This is a genomic window from uncultured Erythrobacter sp. (assembly GCF_947492365.1).
Taxonomy (GTDB): domain Bacteria; phylum Pseudomonadota; class Alphaproteobacteria; order Sphingomonadales; family Sphingomonadaceae; genus Erythrobacter.
Map to the genome: position 1 here is coordinate 200,495 of NZ_CANLMB010000002.1, position 15,860 is coordinate 216,354.

Genomic DNA, 15,860 nt, shown 5'->3' on the forward strand with positions numbered 1-15,860 from the left:
CGGCAAACATGGGCCGATAACACAGCCAATGCGTGAAGTGATTTTCGACACAGAGACGACCGGACTGGACCCCAAAACTGGGGATCGGATGGTCGAAATCGGATGCGTCGAAATGGTTGGCCGAGTTGAAACCGGCAATTCCTATCACGCCTATTTCAATCCTGAGCGCGACATGCCCGCTGCGGCCGAGGCTGTTCACGGGCTTTCCAGCGCCTTCCTTTCCGGCAAACCGCTATTTGCTGACACTGCCGGCGATTTGCTCGAATTTTTGGGCGATGCACCGCTGGTTGCGCACAATGCGGGGTTCGACTTTGGATTCCTCAACTCCGAATTGGAATTGATCGGGCGCGAACCGATATCGATGGACCGGATGGTTGATACGGTCGCGATTGCTCGCAAGAAGCATCCAGGTGCTAAGCTATCGCTCGATGCGCTCTGCTCCCGCTACGGAATTGATCGTAGCCACCGCGTCAAACACGGTGCGCTGCTCGATGCAGAATTGCTGGCGCAGGTCTATGTTGAACTGACAGGTGGCCGGCAGATCGGGCTTGAACTGGCATCAGAGGCAAGCGCCTCGGAACGCGAGTTGATCGATGCGGCAGACCGCACAATCGTGGATGCTGCACCGCGAACTCGCCGCGAACCGCGGCTGTACGGTGCCTCGCAAGAGGAACTGACACGGCACAGAGACTTTGTCGCCGGGATCAAAGACGCGATCTGGTCTCGTTGACTGCGCCGCCCATGCGGCCGCCTGAAACGATGACTGCGAATAAAGGGAGGACTCACTCGAATGGACATCCGCATATCAGGACACCAGGTTGAAACCGGCACCGCTTTGCAGGAACACGCAGCGGAGCGATTGGGCGGGATTGTCGAGAAATATTTCGAGCGAGCGATCTCCTCTCACGTCACTTTCGGCAAGGCACCCGGCGGAACATTCACGTGCGACATTGTCACACATGTCAATCAGGGCATGATCCTAAAGGCACAGGGCAGCGCACATGATGCGCATGTTGCACTCGACAACTCAGCCGCGAGAATTGAAAAGCAGCTTCGCCGCTATAAACGCCGACTCACCGACCGTCACGAACGCTCGATGCAGGTTCGCGCCGAAGAAGAGGCGGCCTATACAATTTTCGCCGCCGACGAACCCGAAGAAGAGGTTGTCGCCGACGCACCTCCCATCATCGCGGAAACCAGCACATTCATTCCGGAAAGCAGCGTTGCCGACGCTGTAATGATGCTCGATTTGCGTGATACGCCTGCTTTGTTCTTTAAAAACGCTGGCACTGGGCGGCATAATATGGTTTATCGCCGCTCAGACGGCTCGATCGGCTGGATCGAACCGCGTTAGGATCTCGACAACCCGCAGACGGTAAGAAACCGTAGGGTGAATGGAAGATCCAGCTCACGAAGGAAAGGATGCTCGCCGCACCCCGTTTTCGCGGCATGCCTCCTTTATTTGCGGGTCTCCTAAGCCTTGATTGCAAGGCAGAAAACTTGTGGGATTTTAGGTTCGTAATGGACATCAACATCACCATCAAACCTGAGGCGGTAGCCTTGGTTAGTCTCGATTCGAGTGGCCAGATTCTTGCGAAGACTTCAGATATCTTTGCGCAGACCTATGGGCTCGATGCGGATGAAATACTCGAAGGGCTCGAGCAGCGCGAGGCGCTGGGCAGCACTGGATTCGGTCGCGGTGTGGCAATCCCGCATTGCCGATCAAACGCTGTCTCTCGCCCAACGGCGGCAATCCTGAAGCTTGATCACCCGGTCGACTTCAAAGCTGCGGATGCGATCCCTGTTTCGCTGGTGTTCGGGCTGGTTTCACCTGAAAATGCGGGTGCAACGCATCTTCACGCACTTGCCGCAATTTCGCGTCTGACCCGCGATGAAGCCATGCTTGGCGCGCTACTCGATGCACCTGATGCGGAGGCGTTGTTTGCCTTGCTAACCAATCAATTCCTGCGCAATGCCGCCTGAAAACGAAGGGGCTGAGCTGCATTATCGGGCGCTTGAGAGGCTTTATGTCTCTGCCCCGGTCAACCGCGTGTTCGATTCGAAACTTGAGATCACGGGCAAAGGCCATTCGCGGCTGACTTTCACGGTAACCAAGGACGTGTTCCACGCAGCAGGCGCGGCACATGGTACGATCTATTTTAAGATGCTCGACGACGCGGCTTTCTACGCGGCCAATACGCTGGCGACTGACCGCTTTCTGCTCACCACTAGCTTCAACCTTCATTTCACCAAACCGGTGCGAGAAGGCGAAGTTGTCGCGGAAGGCCGGTGGGTTAGCGGCAAGCGGCGCGTGTTCGTCGCCGAATCGCGCCTGATCGATGCTGAAGGCGATGAAATCGGGCGCGGCACAGGCACTTTCATGCGCTCTCGCATGGCTCTCTCCGGCTTGCCTGGCTACACCGCCTGAGCAGTGCATTGAGCGAAAGACTTCCCGCACACCTTGAAATTTCCGGCCTGATTCGCCTCGCCGAATCAAACGGAGGAAGTGCGATGGTGCTCAACAAAGGTGAGCGCGACGCTGGAACCGTTTTGATTGTTACCATGTTTCGCGGAAGAGATGCTCGGCTATTCGAAAGAATGCCACAGCTCGACGGAACCAGGCCTTTCATTGTTACTAAATCGCAAGATACTGAAAATCCACATGATTTCTCAGGGTATCTTGAGCGCCGCCAATCCCAAGACCCTGATATCTGGGTTTTGGAGGTGGATATCGACGATCCGGAACGGTTCATCGCACTTTTGCCGCGTTAACTTGACGTAGTTACATTTGTGACTATTTGCCCGTCTCGCTTCCAGGCGGAGGCCCTGTGAACGGCAATACGGTCGTTTGAGGGGCACGCAGACGGGGAGCAGCCGGCAGGCTTACGTGGACCACCTCCTAATTTCGCGAATCTTCGCAAATGTCCTCGCCTGTGTCTGTGCTCGCTCACCGCTCAGTAAGTAGATCCTATGAGTCGTAAGACTTATTCGCTCAGTGCTGTCGCTATTGCGGCGATGGCCAGTTTGAGTTTTTCCAATGCCGATGGCGCTGTTGCCATTGCGCAAGACGCCGCCGAATTGGCAGCGCAAAATGAAGTCGCACAATCCGAGACCGAAGAACTGGTCGAAATTGTGCCTCAACAGCCGGTCTTTGTTGCAGAGGAAGTCGTACAGACGCTTCCCGTACAGGACGCGGCCTCTGAAACTCGATCAGAATTTGAAGCATCGTCACTCCGCGAGCTTGTCGGCATTGTCGACAGCGAAGGCCAGTTGACGGAGCAAATGCGTTGTCTCGCAGGCGCTGTCTATTTTGAAGCGCGCGGTGAGCCGCTTGATGGGCAACTTGCGGTTGCGCAGGTTGTGATCAATCGCGCAGAGGATCGCCGCTGGCCAGCAAGCTATTGCGGTGTTGTCTATCAACGTTCGCAGTTCTCGTTCGTCCGCGGCGGCCGGATGCCGCAGATCAACACCTCCTCTGCCGCATGGGACCGCGCGGTCTCTGTCGCACGCATCGCACATGATGGTTTGTGGGAATCCGAGGCCGCCGACGCGGTCTATTTCCACGCTGACTATGTTCGCCCGCGTTGGAGCCGGTCAAAGACCCGCCTCACCCAGATTGACACACATGTGTTCTATCGTTGAGCTAAGCCTCTAGCGAATTTCGAGAAGCCCCGCCCGATCCGGCGGGGCTTTTTGATTCCAGCGGCTAATCTGCAAGAACCGCCCAAGTCGGCGCGTGATCGCTGGCCTTCTCGCGCCCGCGATGCTCCCGATCGACACCAACCGCATCTAGCCGATCTGCCAGCTCAGGGCTCAGCAGGATGTGGTCGATGCGAAAGCCGTGATCTTTCTGCCAAGCGCCCGCCTGATAATCCCAATAGGTCCAAACTCCGCCGCGCGGATTGAGCGTTCGAACCGCATCGCTCCAGCCATCAGCAAGCAACCTGGCATAGGCGGCGCGTGACTCAGGCTGCATCAGTGCATCAGAGGCCATTGCATTGACGGCGAAAACGTCATCATCTTCGGGAATGACATTGTAGTCACCCAGAACTGCGGCGGGGACCTCTTCGGCCCAAATATGCGCCATGCGCGCGCGCAGTTTCTCCATCCAGGCAATCTTGTAGTCGAACTTGGGGCCCGGAAGTGGGTTGCCGTTGGGCAGGTAGATGCAGACGATGCGGGTCACAGCGCCGTTTTTGGAGATATCCGCTTCGAGATAGCGCGATTGCTCGCCCTCACCCTCTTTCGGGCCATCTATGCCCAAACCGCGCTGCACCTCTTCGACTGAATAACCAGCCTGAGTGTCGGCAAGGATCGCCACACCGTTAAAGCTCTTCTGCCCGTGCCAGATCGGCTGGTATCCCAACTCCTCAAATTCGGAAGCAGGAAAGTCCTTGTCCTGACATTTGATCTCCTGAAGGCAGGCAACTGACGGCCGCGTTTCCACGAGCCATTCCTTGAGGCGAGGAAGGCGGGCTTTGATACCGTTGATATTGTAAGTGGCGATCTTCATGCGAGGCTTACTGCCTCACAATGCCTGACGGGGCAAACCTATATCCCGAAGGATGATCCGCAGCCGCACCCAGCCGCAGCCTTGGGATTTTCAACCTTAAAGGCCGCACCGCCGAGCGATTCGACAAAATCCACTATGCTGCCACCGACCAGATCGAGGCTGATCGGGTCGACCAGCAGTTTCACCCCATCCGTCTCGCTGACGCTGTCATCGCCTTGTGCGCCATCGGCCAGATCGAACTTGTACTGAAATCCGGAGCAGCCACCCCCCTCGACCGAAAGCCGCAGGATTGCTGGCTTGGATTGCTTCTCTGCGATCCAGGCAACGCGCTTCGCTGCGGCGGGTGTGAGGGTGAGTGTTTCAGCCATACAGACGATCTAAGCCTTGGCCGGCCGATCCTCAAGGGGCGGCTGCTTTGCTTAGGCAGTCTGAATGTAATCCCGCAACGCCGCTGCTTCGTGTTCGACCGCGTCGATCTTGTCCTTCACAAGGTCACCGATCGAGATGAAGGCAACCAGCTGATCGTCATCCACCACTGGAAAATGGCGGAAACGGCGGCGCGTCATCAAGGCAAGTGCATCGTCAATCGAAGTGCTCGATTCGATCGTAATCGCGGGCGAAGTCATGATTTCCCCAACCGAGCCATCGAGACAATCGCGCCCCTTCTCTGCAATCCGGTAGATGATGTCGCGCTCCGAAACGATCCCCGCAACTTTGCCATCACGCAGAACCGGCAAGGCCCCAATTCGCTTTCCCGCGAGCATATTGACGACTTCGGTCACTGGAGTTGCGACATCGCAGGCTATGATCTCGCTCGAGCTTCTGTCGCCAATAATCTTTGCAATCGTCATCGCGGTGCTCCTCCTGTTTTGGGAAAGTGCCACCAATCGGGCGAAAAGGCGAGTCCTGCCAAAATCGTAAGAACGCTTATGCAGCGGGGCTATCCCGATGCAATTCTACCATTGCCAAGTTTTGTTTGGGTGCGCATGGGGGCGACATGGTCAAGAAATCCCCCCTCGACGACCCTGCCAATGCTGCGCATGCTTGGGCGCGCTATCGCAAGATCATGCGGCTTTTGATGTTTGTCACCATGGCCACTGTGACTATCGCGATCGGGCTTCTCTATGCCTATAATGGCGCAGTTTCAGTGCATTATTATATCGCAGCAGCGCTTGGCATCGCATTTACGATGCTGCTGGGCGGAGGCTTGATGGGCCTTGCCTTCCTGTCAAATGGCACCGGCCACGATGAATCGGTCGACAACAAACTTCCTGACGCAGACGAATTGTGGAGTCCAAAGGACGACAATCAGTCCTGACCGGGGGCCGTCAGGCGAAAATCCTCTACAGGCACGCCGCCAACCAGATGTTCTTCAATAATCCGGTCGAGCGCAGCGGGACTGCATGAGTGATACCAGACACGGTCCGGCCAAACGAACGCGATTGGCCCCTTTGAGCAAATCTGCAAGCAGTCGGCTTTGCTTCGCTGGATTCCTCCTCCTGCCCCGCGCGGATGCGAAGCGGTTCGCTTCGGGCCAGCAAGCCCGTGTTCTTTCAACCTATCTTTGAGGAACTGCCACGCGGCCTCCCCTTCCTCGCGCGCGCAGCACTTTTGCTTTTCCGAAAGCGCGCACAAGTAGATGTGGCGCTCGACCTGCGTGTCACCATCGCCGTATTTCTTCACCAGTGCGGTTTGCGCCGCGAGCAGATCCAGATCACTCATTCGGCGGCGCTGCCTTCATCTCCCTCCGACTTCAGCCAGCGATCCAGCCAAGCGAAAACGGTGTTGTGCCATTGCAGCGAGTTTTCCGCGCCGAGCACCCAGTGATTTTCATCGGGGAACACTAGCAGTTGCGAAGGAATGTCGCGCTCCTGCAGTGCGGTGAAGCTTTGCAATCCCTGCGTGTAAGGCACGCGGAAATCCTGCTCACCGGCAATCACCAACATAGGCGTGCGCCAGTTGTCGACGTGATTAACCGGGTTCCAGCGCTCGTAAGTTTCGCTCGCTTCGGAATAGGATCCGCCAAAGTCCCAGCGCGGGAACCACAACTCTTCGGTCGAATAGTAAAAGCTGCGCATGTCGAAGAGGCCGTCATGCTGGACCAGACAGTCGAACCGGTCGGGCCAATTGCCAGCGATCCAGTTGACCATATAGCCGCCATAGCTCGCCCCCATCGCACAGGCGCGCTCGCCGTCAATCTGCGGGTCGAGTTCAAGTGCGGCGGCAAGGCCAAGCTGCAGGTCTTCGAGCGGCTTGCCGCCCCAGTCCCGATTGATCGAATCCATGAATTCCTGCCCGTATCCGGCGCTGCCGTGGAAATCGACCGAGATCACCGCGTAACCCTGGCTGGCAAGAACGCGCGGGTTCCAACGGCTAGACCAGCCATCGCGGAAAGAGCCTTGCGGTCCGCCATGGATGTATAGGATCGCGGGGATCGAGCCTTCCTGACCTTCGAGCCGTGTGATTTGGCCCCAGACCGTATCACCATTGGCTCCGGCAAAGCTGAAGCGGGTGGTGACGGTCGTTGCCATCTCACCCATCCGGCTGGTCGCCGCATCGGTGAGCGGGCGAGCGGTGCCCATATCACTGGCGAGAAAAAGCTCGGAAGGAACGCCGATAGAATCGCGTGTGAAGAGCAGTCGCTCACCTGCGATAGGCGTGAGGTTGCCGATATGCGCTTCATTGCCGGCCATCAGGTTCAGCTCGGTCACTTCGCCGGTTTGCGCATCGATGCTAAAAGCGGGCGTGTCGAGCACATGCGTTGCCGTGGCAAAGATCGTGCTGGAATCTGCGCTCCAGCTGAGGCCGCCGAAGGATAGGTCGGTGTCTTGGGTCAAAGCGCGGATTTCACCGGTTGCAAGATCGCGCACATGGATCACAAGACGGTCCGCCTCGTATCCCGGTCGCTCCATTGCGACATAGGCGAGGTAAAGGCCGTCAGGTGACGGTACAGGCGAAGCATCATATGCTTCGTTTGCAGCGGTCAACGAAACCGGAGCGCTGCCCGAAAGGTCTGACCAGTAGATGTCGAGATCGGTGGATAGCGGCTCGCTAGAATTGGCTTCGCGCGCCACGAAATAGAGGCCCGAGCCATCGGGTGCCCAAGCGATATCTTCGCCGCCGCCGAAAGGCATGGTCGGTGTGTTGCCGATTCCCATCCCGCCATCGACCGCCACGCCGTCGCCAACGGTTTGACCACCTTCAAGCCCGAAGACAAAGACACGGTTGAGAGTACCGGGTTCGATCCAGCGGTCCCAATGGCGGTAAAAACCCCCATCGCCTTCATAAAGGCGTCCCGTTCCGAGCCCTTCACCTTCTTCCGCGCACCCGAACTGGGTGCATTCGCGATCGACCTCGCCCCAAAGTGCGATCGCACTGCCATTCGGCGCGAGTTTGAAGCCTGCAATGTCAGTTCCGGGGATGTCTGCGACCGGCATAGGGCCTGTCACATTGCCATCAGCCTCAAGCGCCACGCGCCAGACCCGTGCGCGCTCTTCAGATTCTTCGTCAGTACTTTCGTAGCTGATGAAATAGAGGAAACTGTCCGGGCCGAATGCGAGCGAGAAACCGCGCAGACCCAATTCAAACGCGACCGGATCGGCACCCGGCGTTTGAAGGTCGAGCACATAGTGCGTCGGCGTCCGCTTGAAGTCTTCTGGATCGGTATTTGTCACCGAATAAACTGCATAACGCCCATCCGGCGTAACCGTCGGCCCGCCAAGGCGCGGCATGGTAATGAGATCGCGCGCCGACATAGGCGGCTTGTCCACACCCGGCACCGCGCTCACGGCAGTTTCGGTATGCGCCTCTGCAGCGAGCGGTGATGTTACGACCAGCGACGACGCCGCAAGCAAGGCGGCTTTCAGAATAGTGTTTCCCATGGAAGTGGGACTAACCGGACTATGCGCGGGTTTCCAGCGAAACCGCAGGGCGCGCGCTGCTTAGCCGCGCTTACTGGTGATCCGCGCGATTTCGGCCTGAACCAACGACTCAACCATCTGGGGGAGATTCTTGTCGAGCCATTCTGCCAGCATCGGTCGGAGCAATTCGCGGGTCATCCCTTCGAGCGAGGTTTCGCCCGAGCGTACGATCTGCGGTCTTGCCGGTGGTTCGGCGAGCATGGCCAGCGCTGCGAGGTTTTGCTGCATTGCGCCGCGCACCTCTTCGGTGATTAGCGAAGTGTCGTCGCTTGCTTCTTCGCTCTCGTCGAAATCTTCGGACAATTCCATTTCAGAAAGGTCGAGTACTTCGTCCTCTGCGTTTAGCGGTGTTGCTTCAACGGTTTCGTCAGACCGGGTGTCCGCTGCTTTGGCCTCTTCGACTTTGCGCTTGCGGGTACGGATTGCGGTATCGCGGCTGTCGCGCGCGATCACTTTCTTGATCGACTCAAGAATTTCCTCAACCGATGCTTCGTTCTCATTCGCCACGGATCAGCCCCCGAAGAATTTGCGACGTTAACCATTCGAATCACGCATTTGCGCGTTTCTCACGGTTCCAATACGGGGCCAATCAAGTCCTCGCCAGCGTCAATGTCAACGGTTCTGGTCGAATTCGGCGAAGGTTCCGAGTCGCGGTCCCAATCCCAGAAGCGGCCATCAACCCGGTCAGAATTGACTTGCGGATCATAGAGCGGGCCGCCGGTATCGAGGTTTAAGTCGCGCGCTTCGGCCTTGCCCATTGCGGCCAGCAGAGAGAAACCCGCGACGTAGGCGTTGCGGCGCGCGGTCACGAGCTGCGCTCTGGCAGAGAGCAATTCCTGCTCCGCGTTGAGCACGTCGATAATCGTACGATTGCCGATCGAATTCTCTGCGCGCACGCCTTCTAGGCTTAGCTCGGCTGCTTCAACCGCCGCTTGCGAGCTGGCGATTACAGCGTTCGACGCTTGCCAGCTTGAATAGGCTGATCGGGTTTGCTGGATCACGTTACGCTCGGTCGCGATCACCTGTTCGAGAGCTGCCGATTCGCGCGCGCCTGCCTGACGCTGACGCGCTGCGGGCAGGCCGCCCTGAAAAATTGGAATGGTAATACGAACCCCGGCATTAGCGGTGGATTCGGTTTGCGCAAAGTTGGACGCTACGGGTCCGCCGAGCGTGCCAAAAAAATTGCTGTAATCGTAATTGGCGAACAGCCCGATTGTCGGCAGGCGGCCGGCTCCGGCTACCTCGTAATCGTAACCCGCCGCATCCGCCCGCTCTTTGGCGGCGATGAGATCAGGATTGTTTTCAAGCGCTGTTACGACAGCCATTCCAACGGTCTCGGGCAGGCCGGGAAGTGGCGGCGGAGCCTCGAGTCCCATGGGCGCTTGCCCGACGAGCTGTATGTAAACTTCACGCGCATTGATCTGGTTCGCATAGGCTGATCGCAAATCACCCTCTGCAACCGCAAGGCGCGATGCCGCCTGCGCAACATCCGTGCGGGTAAGATCGCCAATCTCGAAGCGATCATTCGTCGATTGGAACGTTACGCGCAGCACTTCGACCTGATTGGTGGCAAGCTCGGTCAGGGCTTCTGTCCGCAGCACATCCATATAGGCGGCGACCGCCTGGCTGAAGATCGAGCTTTCGGTAGCGCGCAAATCGGCCTGACCCGCGGAAACGCGTTCCTGCGCGGCGTTGACTCCATTCCGCACCGCACCGCCAGAATAGATCGGCACCTGCAATTGAGCATTTACGCCCAGATTGCGTTCCGGTGCGGTGAAGGAGTTCGCCGAACGGCGCAAAAATTCGATATGAGTCGTGGTCGCTGTCGCGCTTGGCAGGCCCTGCGCGCGTTGGACGTTCACATCCTCGTCGGTTGCGCGCTGCGATGCCCGGGCACCTTCGAGCGTAGGGTTGGTGTTGTAGACAGCAACCAGAGCATCGCGCAGCGTATCGGCCTGCGCCGTGCTGGCAAGGACTAGCGCAGCAACGCAGGTAGAGAGCTTAGCGGCGCCGACAAGGTTGCGTCTGAAACTCACGAGAATGACCACCCCTTCGGTGCATCGAATGCGTGCAGCACCGGCAGCCCGATATCTTCAACCGCCAGCAGGCTGACATGCGCGCCAACCCTGCGGCCCGATGCAAGGCGAGTGACCCCGCGCTGCAGCAGTCCTGAAACGATGCGACCCTGCTCTTCGACCAAGTCAGCCAAAGAAGCAGGCAATTGTTCAATTGCGCCATCGACGACGACCAGCGAAAAACTTCCTTCGGGCAAGGCACCTTTGGCAGCGTCAGCCGCGCCAACAGTGGTCACCTCTGCAACCAGCGGGCGCAGCAATTCTGCGAGATATCCGGTACCGCCTTCGACGACCAGCACCCGATCTGACCGGCGCGGCGCAGCTTCGATCAATAATTTGCCGTAAAACAGCGGTGAAGCGAGGTGCGCATCTGTGCCCAATGTGATCGCCCGGTCGATATAGGCGAGATCGGCCTTGTCCGCGGGTAGAAAATCCTCACGCGCAACGGACAACATGCGCGCCAGCACATATTCTTCATTCACGCCGCTGGTGCGCAGCTGGCTGTCAATCATCGCCTTTCGGGCGGTCGCGGTATCGCGTATCAGTGTAGTGTTGCTCATGCGTACTCCGTGAAACTGTATTAGGCTTGCAATACAGTCCGTCAACCCTTCCTAGCCATCGCGGCGGCCAGTTCCAAGAAATTTGCAGCTTTTAAGGCTAGCTTTGCTTTGACCTCGACTCGGCGGGCGTCATATGGGGGTCGCATATGAAAATCCTGGGGGGACCGGCATCCGGTTTCGACCGATACCTGGAGGGCTTCGATGAGTGACATTGGCAAAACGGTTCAAAATGACGGGCAAATCTTCGGCGCGACCGGAGAAGTGCGGATAGAAAGCGACTCGCTGGGTGAGGTCGCCGTGCCCGCTTCGGCCCATTGGGGTGCACAAAGCCAGCGCAGTCTGGCCAACTTCGATATCGGGGTTGAGACTATGCCCGAGCCGCTGATCAAAGCGCTGGGAATCCAGAAGCAATCGTCAGCAAAGGCCAATATGGAACTCGGTGTGCTGGCCGCAGAGATCGGCAATGCGATTGTCGAGGCGGCAGGCGAAGTGATCGACGGAACGCTGGCAGACCAGTTCCCGCTTTCGGTTTGGCAAACCGGCTCAGGCACCCAGTCGAACATGAATGCTAACGAGGTGATTGCGAGCCGCGCCAACCAGATCCTGACCGGCCAGCATGGCGGCAAGGAGCCCGTTCACCCCAATGACCATTGCAATATGGGTCAGAGTTCGAACGATACGTTCCCGACTGCGATGCATATCGCCGCCGCGAGCGAGACGATTGAGCAGCTGATCCCAGCGCTTTCGCATCTGCACGGTGCGCTGGACACAAAGGCAAAAGCCTTTGCCGATATCGTCAAGATTGGTCGCACCCACCTTCAGGATGCAACCCCGCTCACACTGGGTCAGGAATTTTCCGGCTATGCCAAGCAGGTAGAATACGGAATCGAGCGGCTGAAGGGTGCGCTCCCTCGCATACTCGAACTTGCACAGGGCGGCACGGCAGTCGGAACCGGGATCAATTCCAAGGCGGGATTCGCAGAGAAGTTTGCCGAGCACGTTGCCGCTATCACCGGCCACGACTTTGTCACCGCACCCAACAAGTTCGAATCGCTTGCAGCGCACGATGCTCTGGTGGAACTTTCGGGTGCGCTGAATACCATTGCGGTCAGCCTAATGAAGGTTGCCAATGATATTCGCCTGCTTGGCTCCGGCCCGCGTTCGGGGCTCGGCGAGATCGCGCTTCCGGCCAATGAGCCGGGCTCTTCAATTATGCCGGGCAAAGTCAATCCAACCCAGTGTGAGGCGCTCACCATGGTCTGCGCGCAGGTGATGGGGAACAATACGACTGTCAGCGTTGCAGGATCGCACGGCCATCTTGAGCTAAACGTCTTTAAGCCTGTGATGATCTACAATGTCCTGCAATCAATCCGGTTGCTCACCGACGCCTCGCGCAGCTTTACCGACAATTGCGTGGAAGGAATCGAAGCCAATCGGGGCCGTATTGATCAGCTGATGAATGAAAGCCTGATGCTCGTCACCGCGCTCAATCCGCATATCGGCTATGACAATGCCGCGAAGATTGCGAAAAAAGCGCATGCCGACGGCACTACGCTGAAAGAATCGGCGCTAGAGCTTGGCCTGCTTACCGAGGAGCAATTCGCCGAATGGGTTGTGCCTGCTGAAATGATAAAACCCCGGGACTGACAACCCGGTTGAACACGCGGCTGACAGCGCTCATCGGCTTTGGTGTGCCGTTGGTCCAATCTTTCACCGGCTCGCAACATTCGACCAAGCGAGGACTCGGGCCGACGACCGGTTGGCGCTTTGTGACGTTAGGCGCTATCTGACATCGAAGATCATGGACCTGAGCAAACCTCCCGAAGCGCCAACCAAGAAGGCGCATATCTCGGTACCGTTCCGCACGGTGCTGTTTTCGATGGTTGTGCTGTGGGCGACCTATTTCCTGCTGATCACCTTCCGCAGTTACATGTTCGATCTCGACATGCAGTCAGAGATGGCGGTCCGTCGACTGCTCGTCACAATAGCGGGCATTGGCCTGACGGTTGTGCTGTGGGCGCTGCTGCGACTTGTAGATCGGCAGGCCTTATGGGCGAAGATAGGAGCGGCGATCCTGTTTGCGATGCCCGTGGCGATCGCGATCGGGCAGATCAACTATTACACGTTCACCGACATTCAGGAGAAGATGGAGCAGCGCTTTGCTGAGGAGCAGGGCTTTCGTTTTGATGAAGAAGGCAACCTGCTTTACGACCTGCCCGAAGGGGTCAAGGTCAAGGCACCCGGAGGTCCGGATGGGGCAGGCCCACCGCAATTTTCCGAATCGCTGATCATCGCGCCTGCGGCCTTGCGTCAGGAATCGTGGAAATCTGTCCTCGAGATTGCGTTGGGCCGGTATTTCCTACTTCTCGCTTGGGCTTCGACATATTTTGCGCTTCTTGCCGGCTATCAGGCGCGCGCGGCAGAACGGCGCGAGCAGCAATTCAAGTCCGCTGCAAAAGCCGCCGAACTGCGCAGCTTGCGGTATCAGGTGAACCCGCATTTCCTGTTCAACACGCTCAATTCGCTCTCAGCTTTGGTCATCACCGGCAAGGCCGAGCGCGCCGAACGGATGATCCAGACGATCAGCCGCTTCTATCGTCACAGCCTGGCCGATGAGCCGACAAGTGATGTGACGCTCAAGGACGAGTTCGATCTTCAGCAGCTTTATCTCGATATCGAAGCAGTCCGATTTCCGGAGCGCTTGGTCTGCAAATTCGACCTTCCCACAGACTTGGAGGAGGCACGCGTGCCCGGCATGATCTTGCAGCCTCTGGTCGAGAATTCGGTCAAATATGCTGTGTCTGCGGTCTCTCGCCCGGTCACGGTCACGGTTTCCGCGCGTGAAGAGTTCGACCGGTTGGTGGTAAGCGTGAGCGATGATGGCCCGGGCGTGCCCGAAGGTATGGCTCACGGATTCGGGATCGGACTTGCGAATGTCCATGACCGCCTCGAAGCGCGCTTTGGACCCGATATCGCCTTTTCCTCCGCTCCAATTCCGGGCGGCTACAACACCGAGATGCGCATCCCCCTTTCGCGCCCAAACCGCTAAAAAAACGAGCAAGAGATGGCTGACTCTGAAACTCAAGCGCAGGCATTGCGCACCATGATCGTCGATGATGAACCCTTGGCGGTCGAACGGATTCAGGTGATCTGCGCCGAGTTGCCAGCCATCAATGTCGTGGGAACGGCTAGCGATGGCGCGGCTGCGTTGAGGCTTGCCGAGAAGCTCGCGCCCGATCTTGTGCTGCTCGATATGACTATGCCTGAGCTTGATGGTCTGGGTGTGGCGCGCAAGCTCGCCGATAAGGACGAGGCGCCAGCAGTCATCTTTGTCACCGCGCACGACCATTTTGCAGTGGAAGCCTTCGATCTCGAAGCGGTCGACTATGTGCTCAAGCCAGTCTCACCGGACAGGCTTGAGCGCGCCATTGAACGCGCGGTTGCCAGGCGCGGTGAGCGCAAGGACAGCCCGAGCAAATGGCTCGATGAACTTTGGGTTCCGCATCGTTCAGAGTTGCTGCGGATCGCGGTGAGTGAAGTGCACCAGATCGACGCTGAGCGCGACTATGTGCGCCTTCACGTCGGCAATCCTGGAGAAGCAGGAGAGCCTTCGCGCTCCTATCTCCTTTTGCAGACGATTGCTGGCCTCGAGGCGCGGCTTGACCCTGAAGAGTTTATCCGCATCCATCGCTCAACAATTCTGCGGCGCGATAATATTCGCGGGCTACGGCATGACGGGTTGGGTGTGTGGTCAGCAGAACTGCAAAACGGTGAGGCCTTGCGGATTGGCCGGACCTATCTGTCCAAGGTTAAATCAATGGCCGGACGCTGAACCAAACGCGCCAGGACCCTATCGCTGCCCGTGCACGTCACCAAACATATAAAAAGAAGCGGCCCGAACCCCGGGACTGAATAGGGTTCGAGCCGCAATGTCTGCGCTACGGGGAGCGCAGGATCTGGACGCGGTTCAACCGCCGCGACGCTGATCTTCGATAATCACAGCAACCTGCTGCTGGGCACTCGCTCGCGCTTTGGCGAAGCATCGTTGTGCTTCCTGCGAACGAATACGGGTGCCGGTGCGGATATTGTCGACCTGACACACCTCGCGTGCGGCTCGGTCAATTCGCCGGTCAAGCATACGCTGGCCTTCGGGGGTGGCCAGATCGAGCCCGGCAATGCTGATTGCCTGATGAGGAAGCTCAGCCGGATCGGCAAAAGCGGGCGAGGCGGTGAAAGCAAGGCCAAGTGTGGCCGTGGCAATCGCAAGGGTCTTCATGGTGTTTCTCCAACTAGCGAGGCGGCAGTGTTCGAACGGGGTTTCGAACCGGGGATGCCACCGCCTTGCTATGTCAGTTAGATAGACCCGCATCCGATTCCGGTCATGCGATGCTCGACCAAACCACGCTTGTCCGTCGATTGGCGGCGCATCGGAATGACCGATGCGCAACCCGGTCCGACAAAGCGTCATTTCCATCCGATCGGCGATTACGCCATAATGGACAGCGTGATTCTGCCCCTCGCCATTATCTTCATGCTCGGCATTGCCAATTTCGCTTTGCATCGCGCAGTACTCGAAAGCGGCCATCCATTGCTTGGACAGATGCCGGGCTTTGTTCAATCGCTCGGCGGGAGGCTGACCTATCTGGCGGAGTTTCTGGTGCTGCTCGCTGCGATGGCGCTTGCAGCCAATGGCTGGCCGGGATTGGTCTGGGCCTATGGTCTATATAGTGCGCTTAACGCCGTATCGGCATGGTTGATGCTAAGCGGGCGGATATGAGTGCGATGGATTTGT

The 15,860-nt window shown here is 58.0% G+C and carries 20 protein-coding genes; 11 read left to right on the forward strand and 9 right to left on the reverse strand.

The features are described 5' to 3' along the window. Positions 1 to 28: 28 nt before the first annotated feature. The 6 genes from dnaQ (at position 29) to Q0887_RS12260 (ending at position 3,642) form a co-directional block, all read left to right on the forward strand. Positions 29 to 730, forward strand: a complete 702-nt coding sequence (gene dnaQ / locus Q0887_RS12235; protein ID WP_299195788.1) for a DNA polymerase III subunit epsilon — start codon at positions 29 to 31, stop codon at positions 728 to 730. Positions 731 to 790: 60 nt separating this feature from the next. Next, on the forward strand, positions 791 to 1,354 hold the full coding sequence (raiA, locus tag Q0887_RS12240; RefSeq protein WP_299195790.1) for a ribosome-associated translation inhibitor RaiA: 564 nt from the start codon (positions 791 to 793) through the stop codon (positions 1,352 to 1,354). A gap of 167 nt (positions 1,355 to 1,521) precedes the next feature. Then, the gene (locus Q0887_RS12245; protein WP_299195792.1) at positions 1,522 to 1,983 is read left to right on the forward strand and encodes a PTS sugar transporter subunit IIA; all 462 of its coding nucleotides are present in this window, start codon (positions 1,522 to 1,524) and stop codon (positions 1,981 to 1,983) included. After that, entirely contained in the window at positions 1,973 to 2,428 is a 456-nt protein-coding gene (locus tag Q0887_RS12250; protein ID WP_299195794.1) for a PaaI family thioesterase, read from the forward strand. Before Q0887_RS12245 ends, Q0887_RS12250 begins: the two co-directional genes overlap by 11 nt. An 8-nt stretch (positions 2,429 to 2,436) precedes the next feature. Then, complete coding sequence (locus tag Q0887_RS12255; protein WP_299195796.1) at positions 2,437 to 2,772, forward strand: DUF1491 family protein; 336 nt, start codon at positions 2,437 to 2,439, stop codon at positions 2,770 to 2,772. Between the two features lie 198 nt (positions 2,773 to 2,970). Beyond that, a complete protein-coding gene (locus tag Q0887_RS12260) occupies positions 2,971 to 3,642 on the forward strand; it encodes a cell wall hydrolase (protein WP_299195798.1) in 672 nt (223 codons plus the stop codon). A 64-nt stretch (positions 3,643 to 3,706) separates the two neighbouring features. On the opposite strand, the gene xth is transcribed toward Q0887_RS12260, so the two are convergent. Genes xth through Q0887_RS12275 form a run of 3 tightly spaced genes read right to left on the reverse strand, consistent with a single transcriptional unit; the run spans position 3,707 to position 5,364 of the window. After that, entirely contained in the window at positions 3,707 to 4,513 is an 807-nt protein-coding gene (gene xth / locus Q0887_RS12265) for an exodeoxyribonuclease III (RefSeq protein ID WP_299195800.1), read from the reverse strand. A gap of 38 nt (positions 4,514 to 4,551) precedes the next feature. Then, a complete protein-coding gene (locus Q0887_RS12270) occupies positions 4,552 to 4,881 on the reverse strand; it encodes an iron-sulfur cluster assembly accessory protein (protein WP_299195802.1) in 330 nt (109 codons plus the stop codon). 51 nt (positions 4,882 to 4,932) lie between these two features. Then, positions 4,933 to 5,364 carry a CBS domain-containing protein gene (locus tag Q0887_RS12275; protein ID WP_299195804.1) on the reverse strand — a complete coding sequence of 144 codons (432 nt, stop codon included), beginning with the start codon at positions 5,362 to 5,364 and terminating at the stop codon, positions 4,933 to 4,935. A gap of 146 nt (positions 5,365 to 5,510) precedes the next feature. On the opposite strand from Q0887_RS12275, the gene Q0887_RS12280 reads away from it, so the two are divergent. Next, entirely contained in the window at positions 5,511 to 5,831 is a 321-nt protein-coding gene (locus Q0887_RS12280) for a hypothetical protein (protein ID WP_299195806.1), read from the forward strand. Here Q0887_RS12280 and Q0887_RS12285 read toward each other — a convergent pair. Genes Q0887_RS12285 through Q0887_RS12305 form a run of 5 tightly spaced genes read right to left on the reverse strand, consistent with a single transcriptional unit; the run spans position 5,822 to position 11,068 of the window. Next, entirely contained in the window at positions 5,822 to 6,235 is a 414-nt protein-coding gene (locus Q0887_RS12285; RefSeq protein WP_299195807.1) for a (2Fe-2S) ferredoxin domain-containing protein, read from the reverse strand. The genes Q0887_RS12280 and Q0887_RS12285 overlap by 10 nt on opposite strands. After that, complete coding sequence (locus tag Q0887_RS12290; protein ID WP_299195809.1) at positions 6,232 to 8,394, reverse strand: S9 family peptidase; 2,163 nt, start codon at positions 8,392 to 8,394, stop codon at positions 6,232 to 6,234. Before Q0887_RS12290 ends, Q0887_RS12285 begins: the two co-directional genes overlap by 4 nt. A gap of 60 nt (positions 8,395 to 8,454) precedes the next feature. Beyond that, positions 8,455 to 8,940 carry a DUF2497 domain-containing protein gene (locus tag Q0887_RS12295; RefSeq protein ID WP_299195811.1) on the reverse strand — a complete coding sequence of 162 codons (486 nt, stop codon included), beginning with the start codon at positions 8,938 to 8,940 and terminating at the stop codon, positions 8,455 to 8,457. A 59-nt stretch (positions 8,941 to 8,999) separates the two neighbouring features. Beyond that, positions 9,000 to 10,469: a TolC family outer membrane protein gene (locus tag Q0887_RS12300; protein WP_299195813.1), complete on the reverse strand. Its 1,470-nt coding sequence runs from the start codon at positions 10,467 to 10,469 to the stop codon at positions 9,000 to 9,002. Further along, a complete protein-coding gene (locus Q0887_RS12305) occupies positions 10,466 to 11,068 on the reverse strand; it encodes a protein-L-isoaspartate O-methyltransferase (RefSeq protein ID WP_299195815.1) in 603 nt (200 codons plus the stop codon). Before Q0887_RS12305 ends, Q0887_RS12300 begins: the two co-directional genes overlap by 4 nt. 201 nt (positions 11,069 to 11,269) lie before the next feature. Here Q0887_RS12305 and fumC point away from each other — a divergent pair, with 201 nt between their 5' ends. From fumC to Q0887_RS12320, 3 genes are all read left to right on the forward strand, one after another. After that, positions 11,270 to 12,715 (forward strand): class II fumarate hydratase, encoded by a 1,446-nt coding sequence (fumC, locus tag Q0887_RS12310; RefSeq protein ID WP_299195817.1) that lies wholly within the window; start codon positions 11,270 to 11,272, stop codon positions 12,713 to 12,715. 154 nt (positions 12,716 to 12,869) lie between these two features. Next, complete coding sequence (locus Q0887_RS12315) at positions 12,870 to 14,117, forward strand: histidine kinase (protein ID WP_299195819.1); 1,248 nt, start codon at positions 12,870 to 12,872, stop codon at positions 14,115 to 14,117. Between the two features lie 15 nt (positions 14,118 to 14,132). Beyond that, positions 14,133 to 14,900, forward strand: a complete 768-nt coding sequence (locus Q0887_RS12320) for a LytTR family DNA-binding domain-containing protein (protein WP_299195821.1) — start codon at positions 14,133 to 14,135, stop codon at positions 14,898 to 14,900. A 135-nt stretch (positions 14,901 to 15,035) separates the two neighbouring features. Here Q0887_RS12320 and Q0887_RS12325 read toward each other — a convergent pair whose 3' ends face one another. Then, complete coding sequence (locus Q0887_RS12325) at positions 15,036 to 15,344, reverse strand: UrcA family protein (RefSeq protein WP_299195823.1); 309 nt, start codon at positions 15,342 to 15,344, stop codon at positions 15,036 to 15,038. Positions 15,345 to 15,500: 156 nt separating this feature from the next. Here Q0887_RS12325 and Q0887_RS12330 point away from each other — a divergent pair, with 156 nt between their 5' ends. Continuing rightward, positions 15,501 to 15,845 carry a hypothetical protein gene (locus Q0887_RS12330; RefSeq protein ID WP_299195825.1) on the forward strand — a complete coding sequence of 115 codons (345 nt, stop codon included), beginning with the start codon at positions 15,501 to 15,503 and terminating at the stop codon, positions 15,843 to 15,845. The last annotated feature ends 15 nt before the right edge of the window (positions 15,846 to 15,860 follow it).

Bases quoted from the DNA above. Each gene is read 5' to 3' on its own strand.
- dnaQ (WP_299195788.1), top strand. From the start codon at position 29: ATGCGTGAAGTGATTTTCGACACAGAGACGACCGGACTGGACCCCAAA.
- raiA (WP_299195790.1), top strand. From the start codon at position 791: ATGGACATCCGCATATCAGGACACCAGGTTGAAACCGGCACCGCTTTG.
- Q0887_RS12245 (WP_299195792.1), top strand. From the start codon at position 1,522: ATGGACATCAACATCACCATCAAACCTGAGGCGGTAGCCTTGGTTAGT.
- Q0887_RS12250 (WP_299195794.1), top strand. From the start codon at position 1,973: ATGCCGCCTGAAAACGAAGGGGCTGAGCTGCATTATCGGGCGCTTGAG.
- Q0887_RS12260 (WP_299195798.1), top strand. From the start codon at position 2,971: ATGAGTCGTAAGACTTATTCGCTCAGTGCTGTCGCTATTGCGGCGATG.
- xth (WP_299195800.1), bottom strand. From the start codon at position 4,513: ATGAAGATCGCCACTTACAATATCAACGGTATCAAAGCCCGCCTTCCT.
- Q0887_RS12270 (WP_299195802.1), bottom strand. From the start codon at position 4,881: ATGGCTGAAACACTCACCCTCACACCCGCCGCAGCGAAGCGCGTTGCC.
- Q0887_RS12275 (WP_299195804.1), bottom strand. From the start codon at position 5,364: ATGACGATTGCAAAGATTATTGGCGACAGAAGCTCGAGCGAGATCATA.
- Q0887_RS12280 (WP_299195806.1), top strand. From the start codon at position 5,511: ATGGTCAAGAAATCCCCCCTCGACGACCCTGCCAATGCTGCGCATGCT.
- Q0887_RS12285 (WP_299195807.1), bottom strand. From the start codon at position 6,235: ATGAGTGATCTGGATCTGCTCGCGGCGCAAACCGCACTGGTGAAGAAA.
- Q0887_RS12290 (WP_299195809.1), bottom strand. From the start codon at position 8,394: ATGGGAAACACTATTCTGAAAGCCGCCTTGCTTGCGGCGTCGTCGCTG.
- Q0887_RS12305 (WP_299195815.1), bottom strand. From the start codon at position 11,068: ATGAGCAACACTACACTGATACGCGATACCGCGACCGCCCGAAAGGCG.
- fumC (WP_299195817.1), top strand. From the start codon at position 11,270: ATGAGTGACATTGGCAAAACGGTTCAAAATGACGGGCAAATCTTCGGC.
- Q0887_RS12315 (WP_299195819.1), top strand. From the start codon at position 12,870: ATGGACCTGAGCAAACCTCCCGAAGCGCCAACCAAGAAGGCGCATATC.
- Q0887_RS12320 (WP_299195821.1), top strand. From the start codon at position 14,133: ATGGCTGACTCTGAAACTCAAGCGCAGGCATTGCGCACCATGATCGTC.
- Q0887_RS12325 (WP_299195823.1), bottom strand. From the start codon at position 15,344: ATGAAGACCCTTGCGATTGCCACGGCCACACTTGGCCTTGCTTTCACC.
- Q0887_RS12330 (WP_299195825.1), top strand. From the start codon at position 15,501: ATGACCGATGCGCAACCCGGTCCGACAAAGCGTCATTTCCATCCGATC.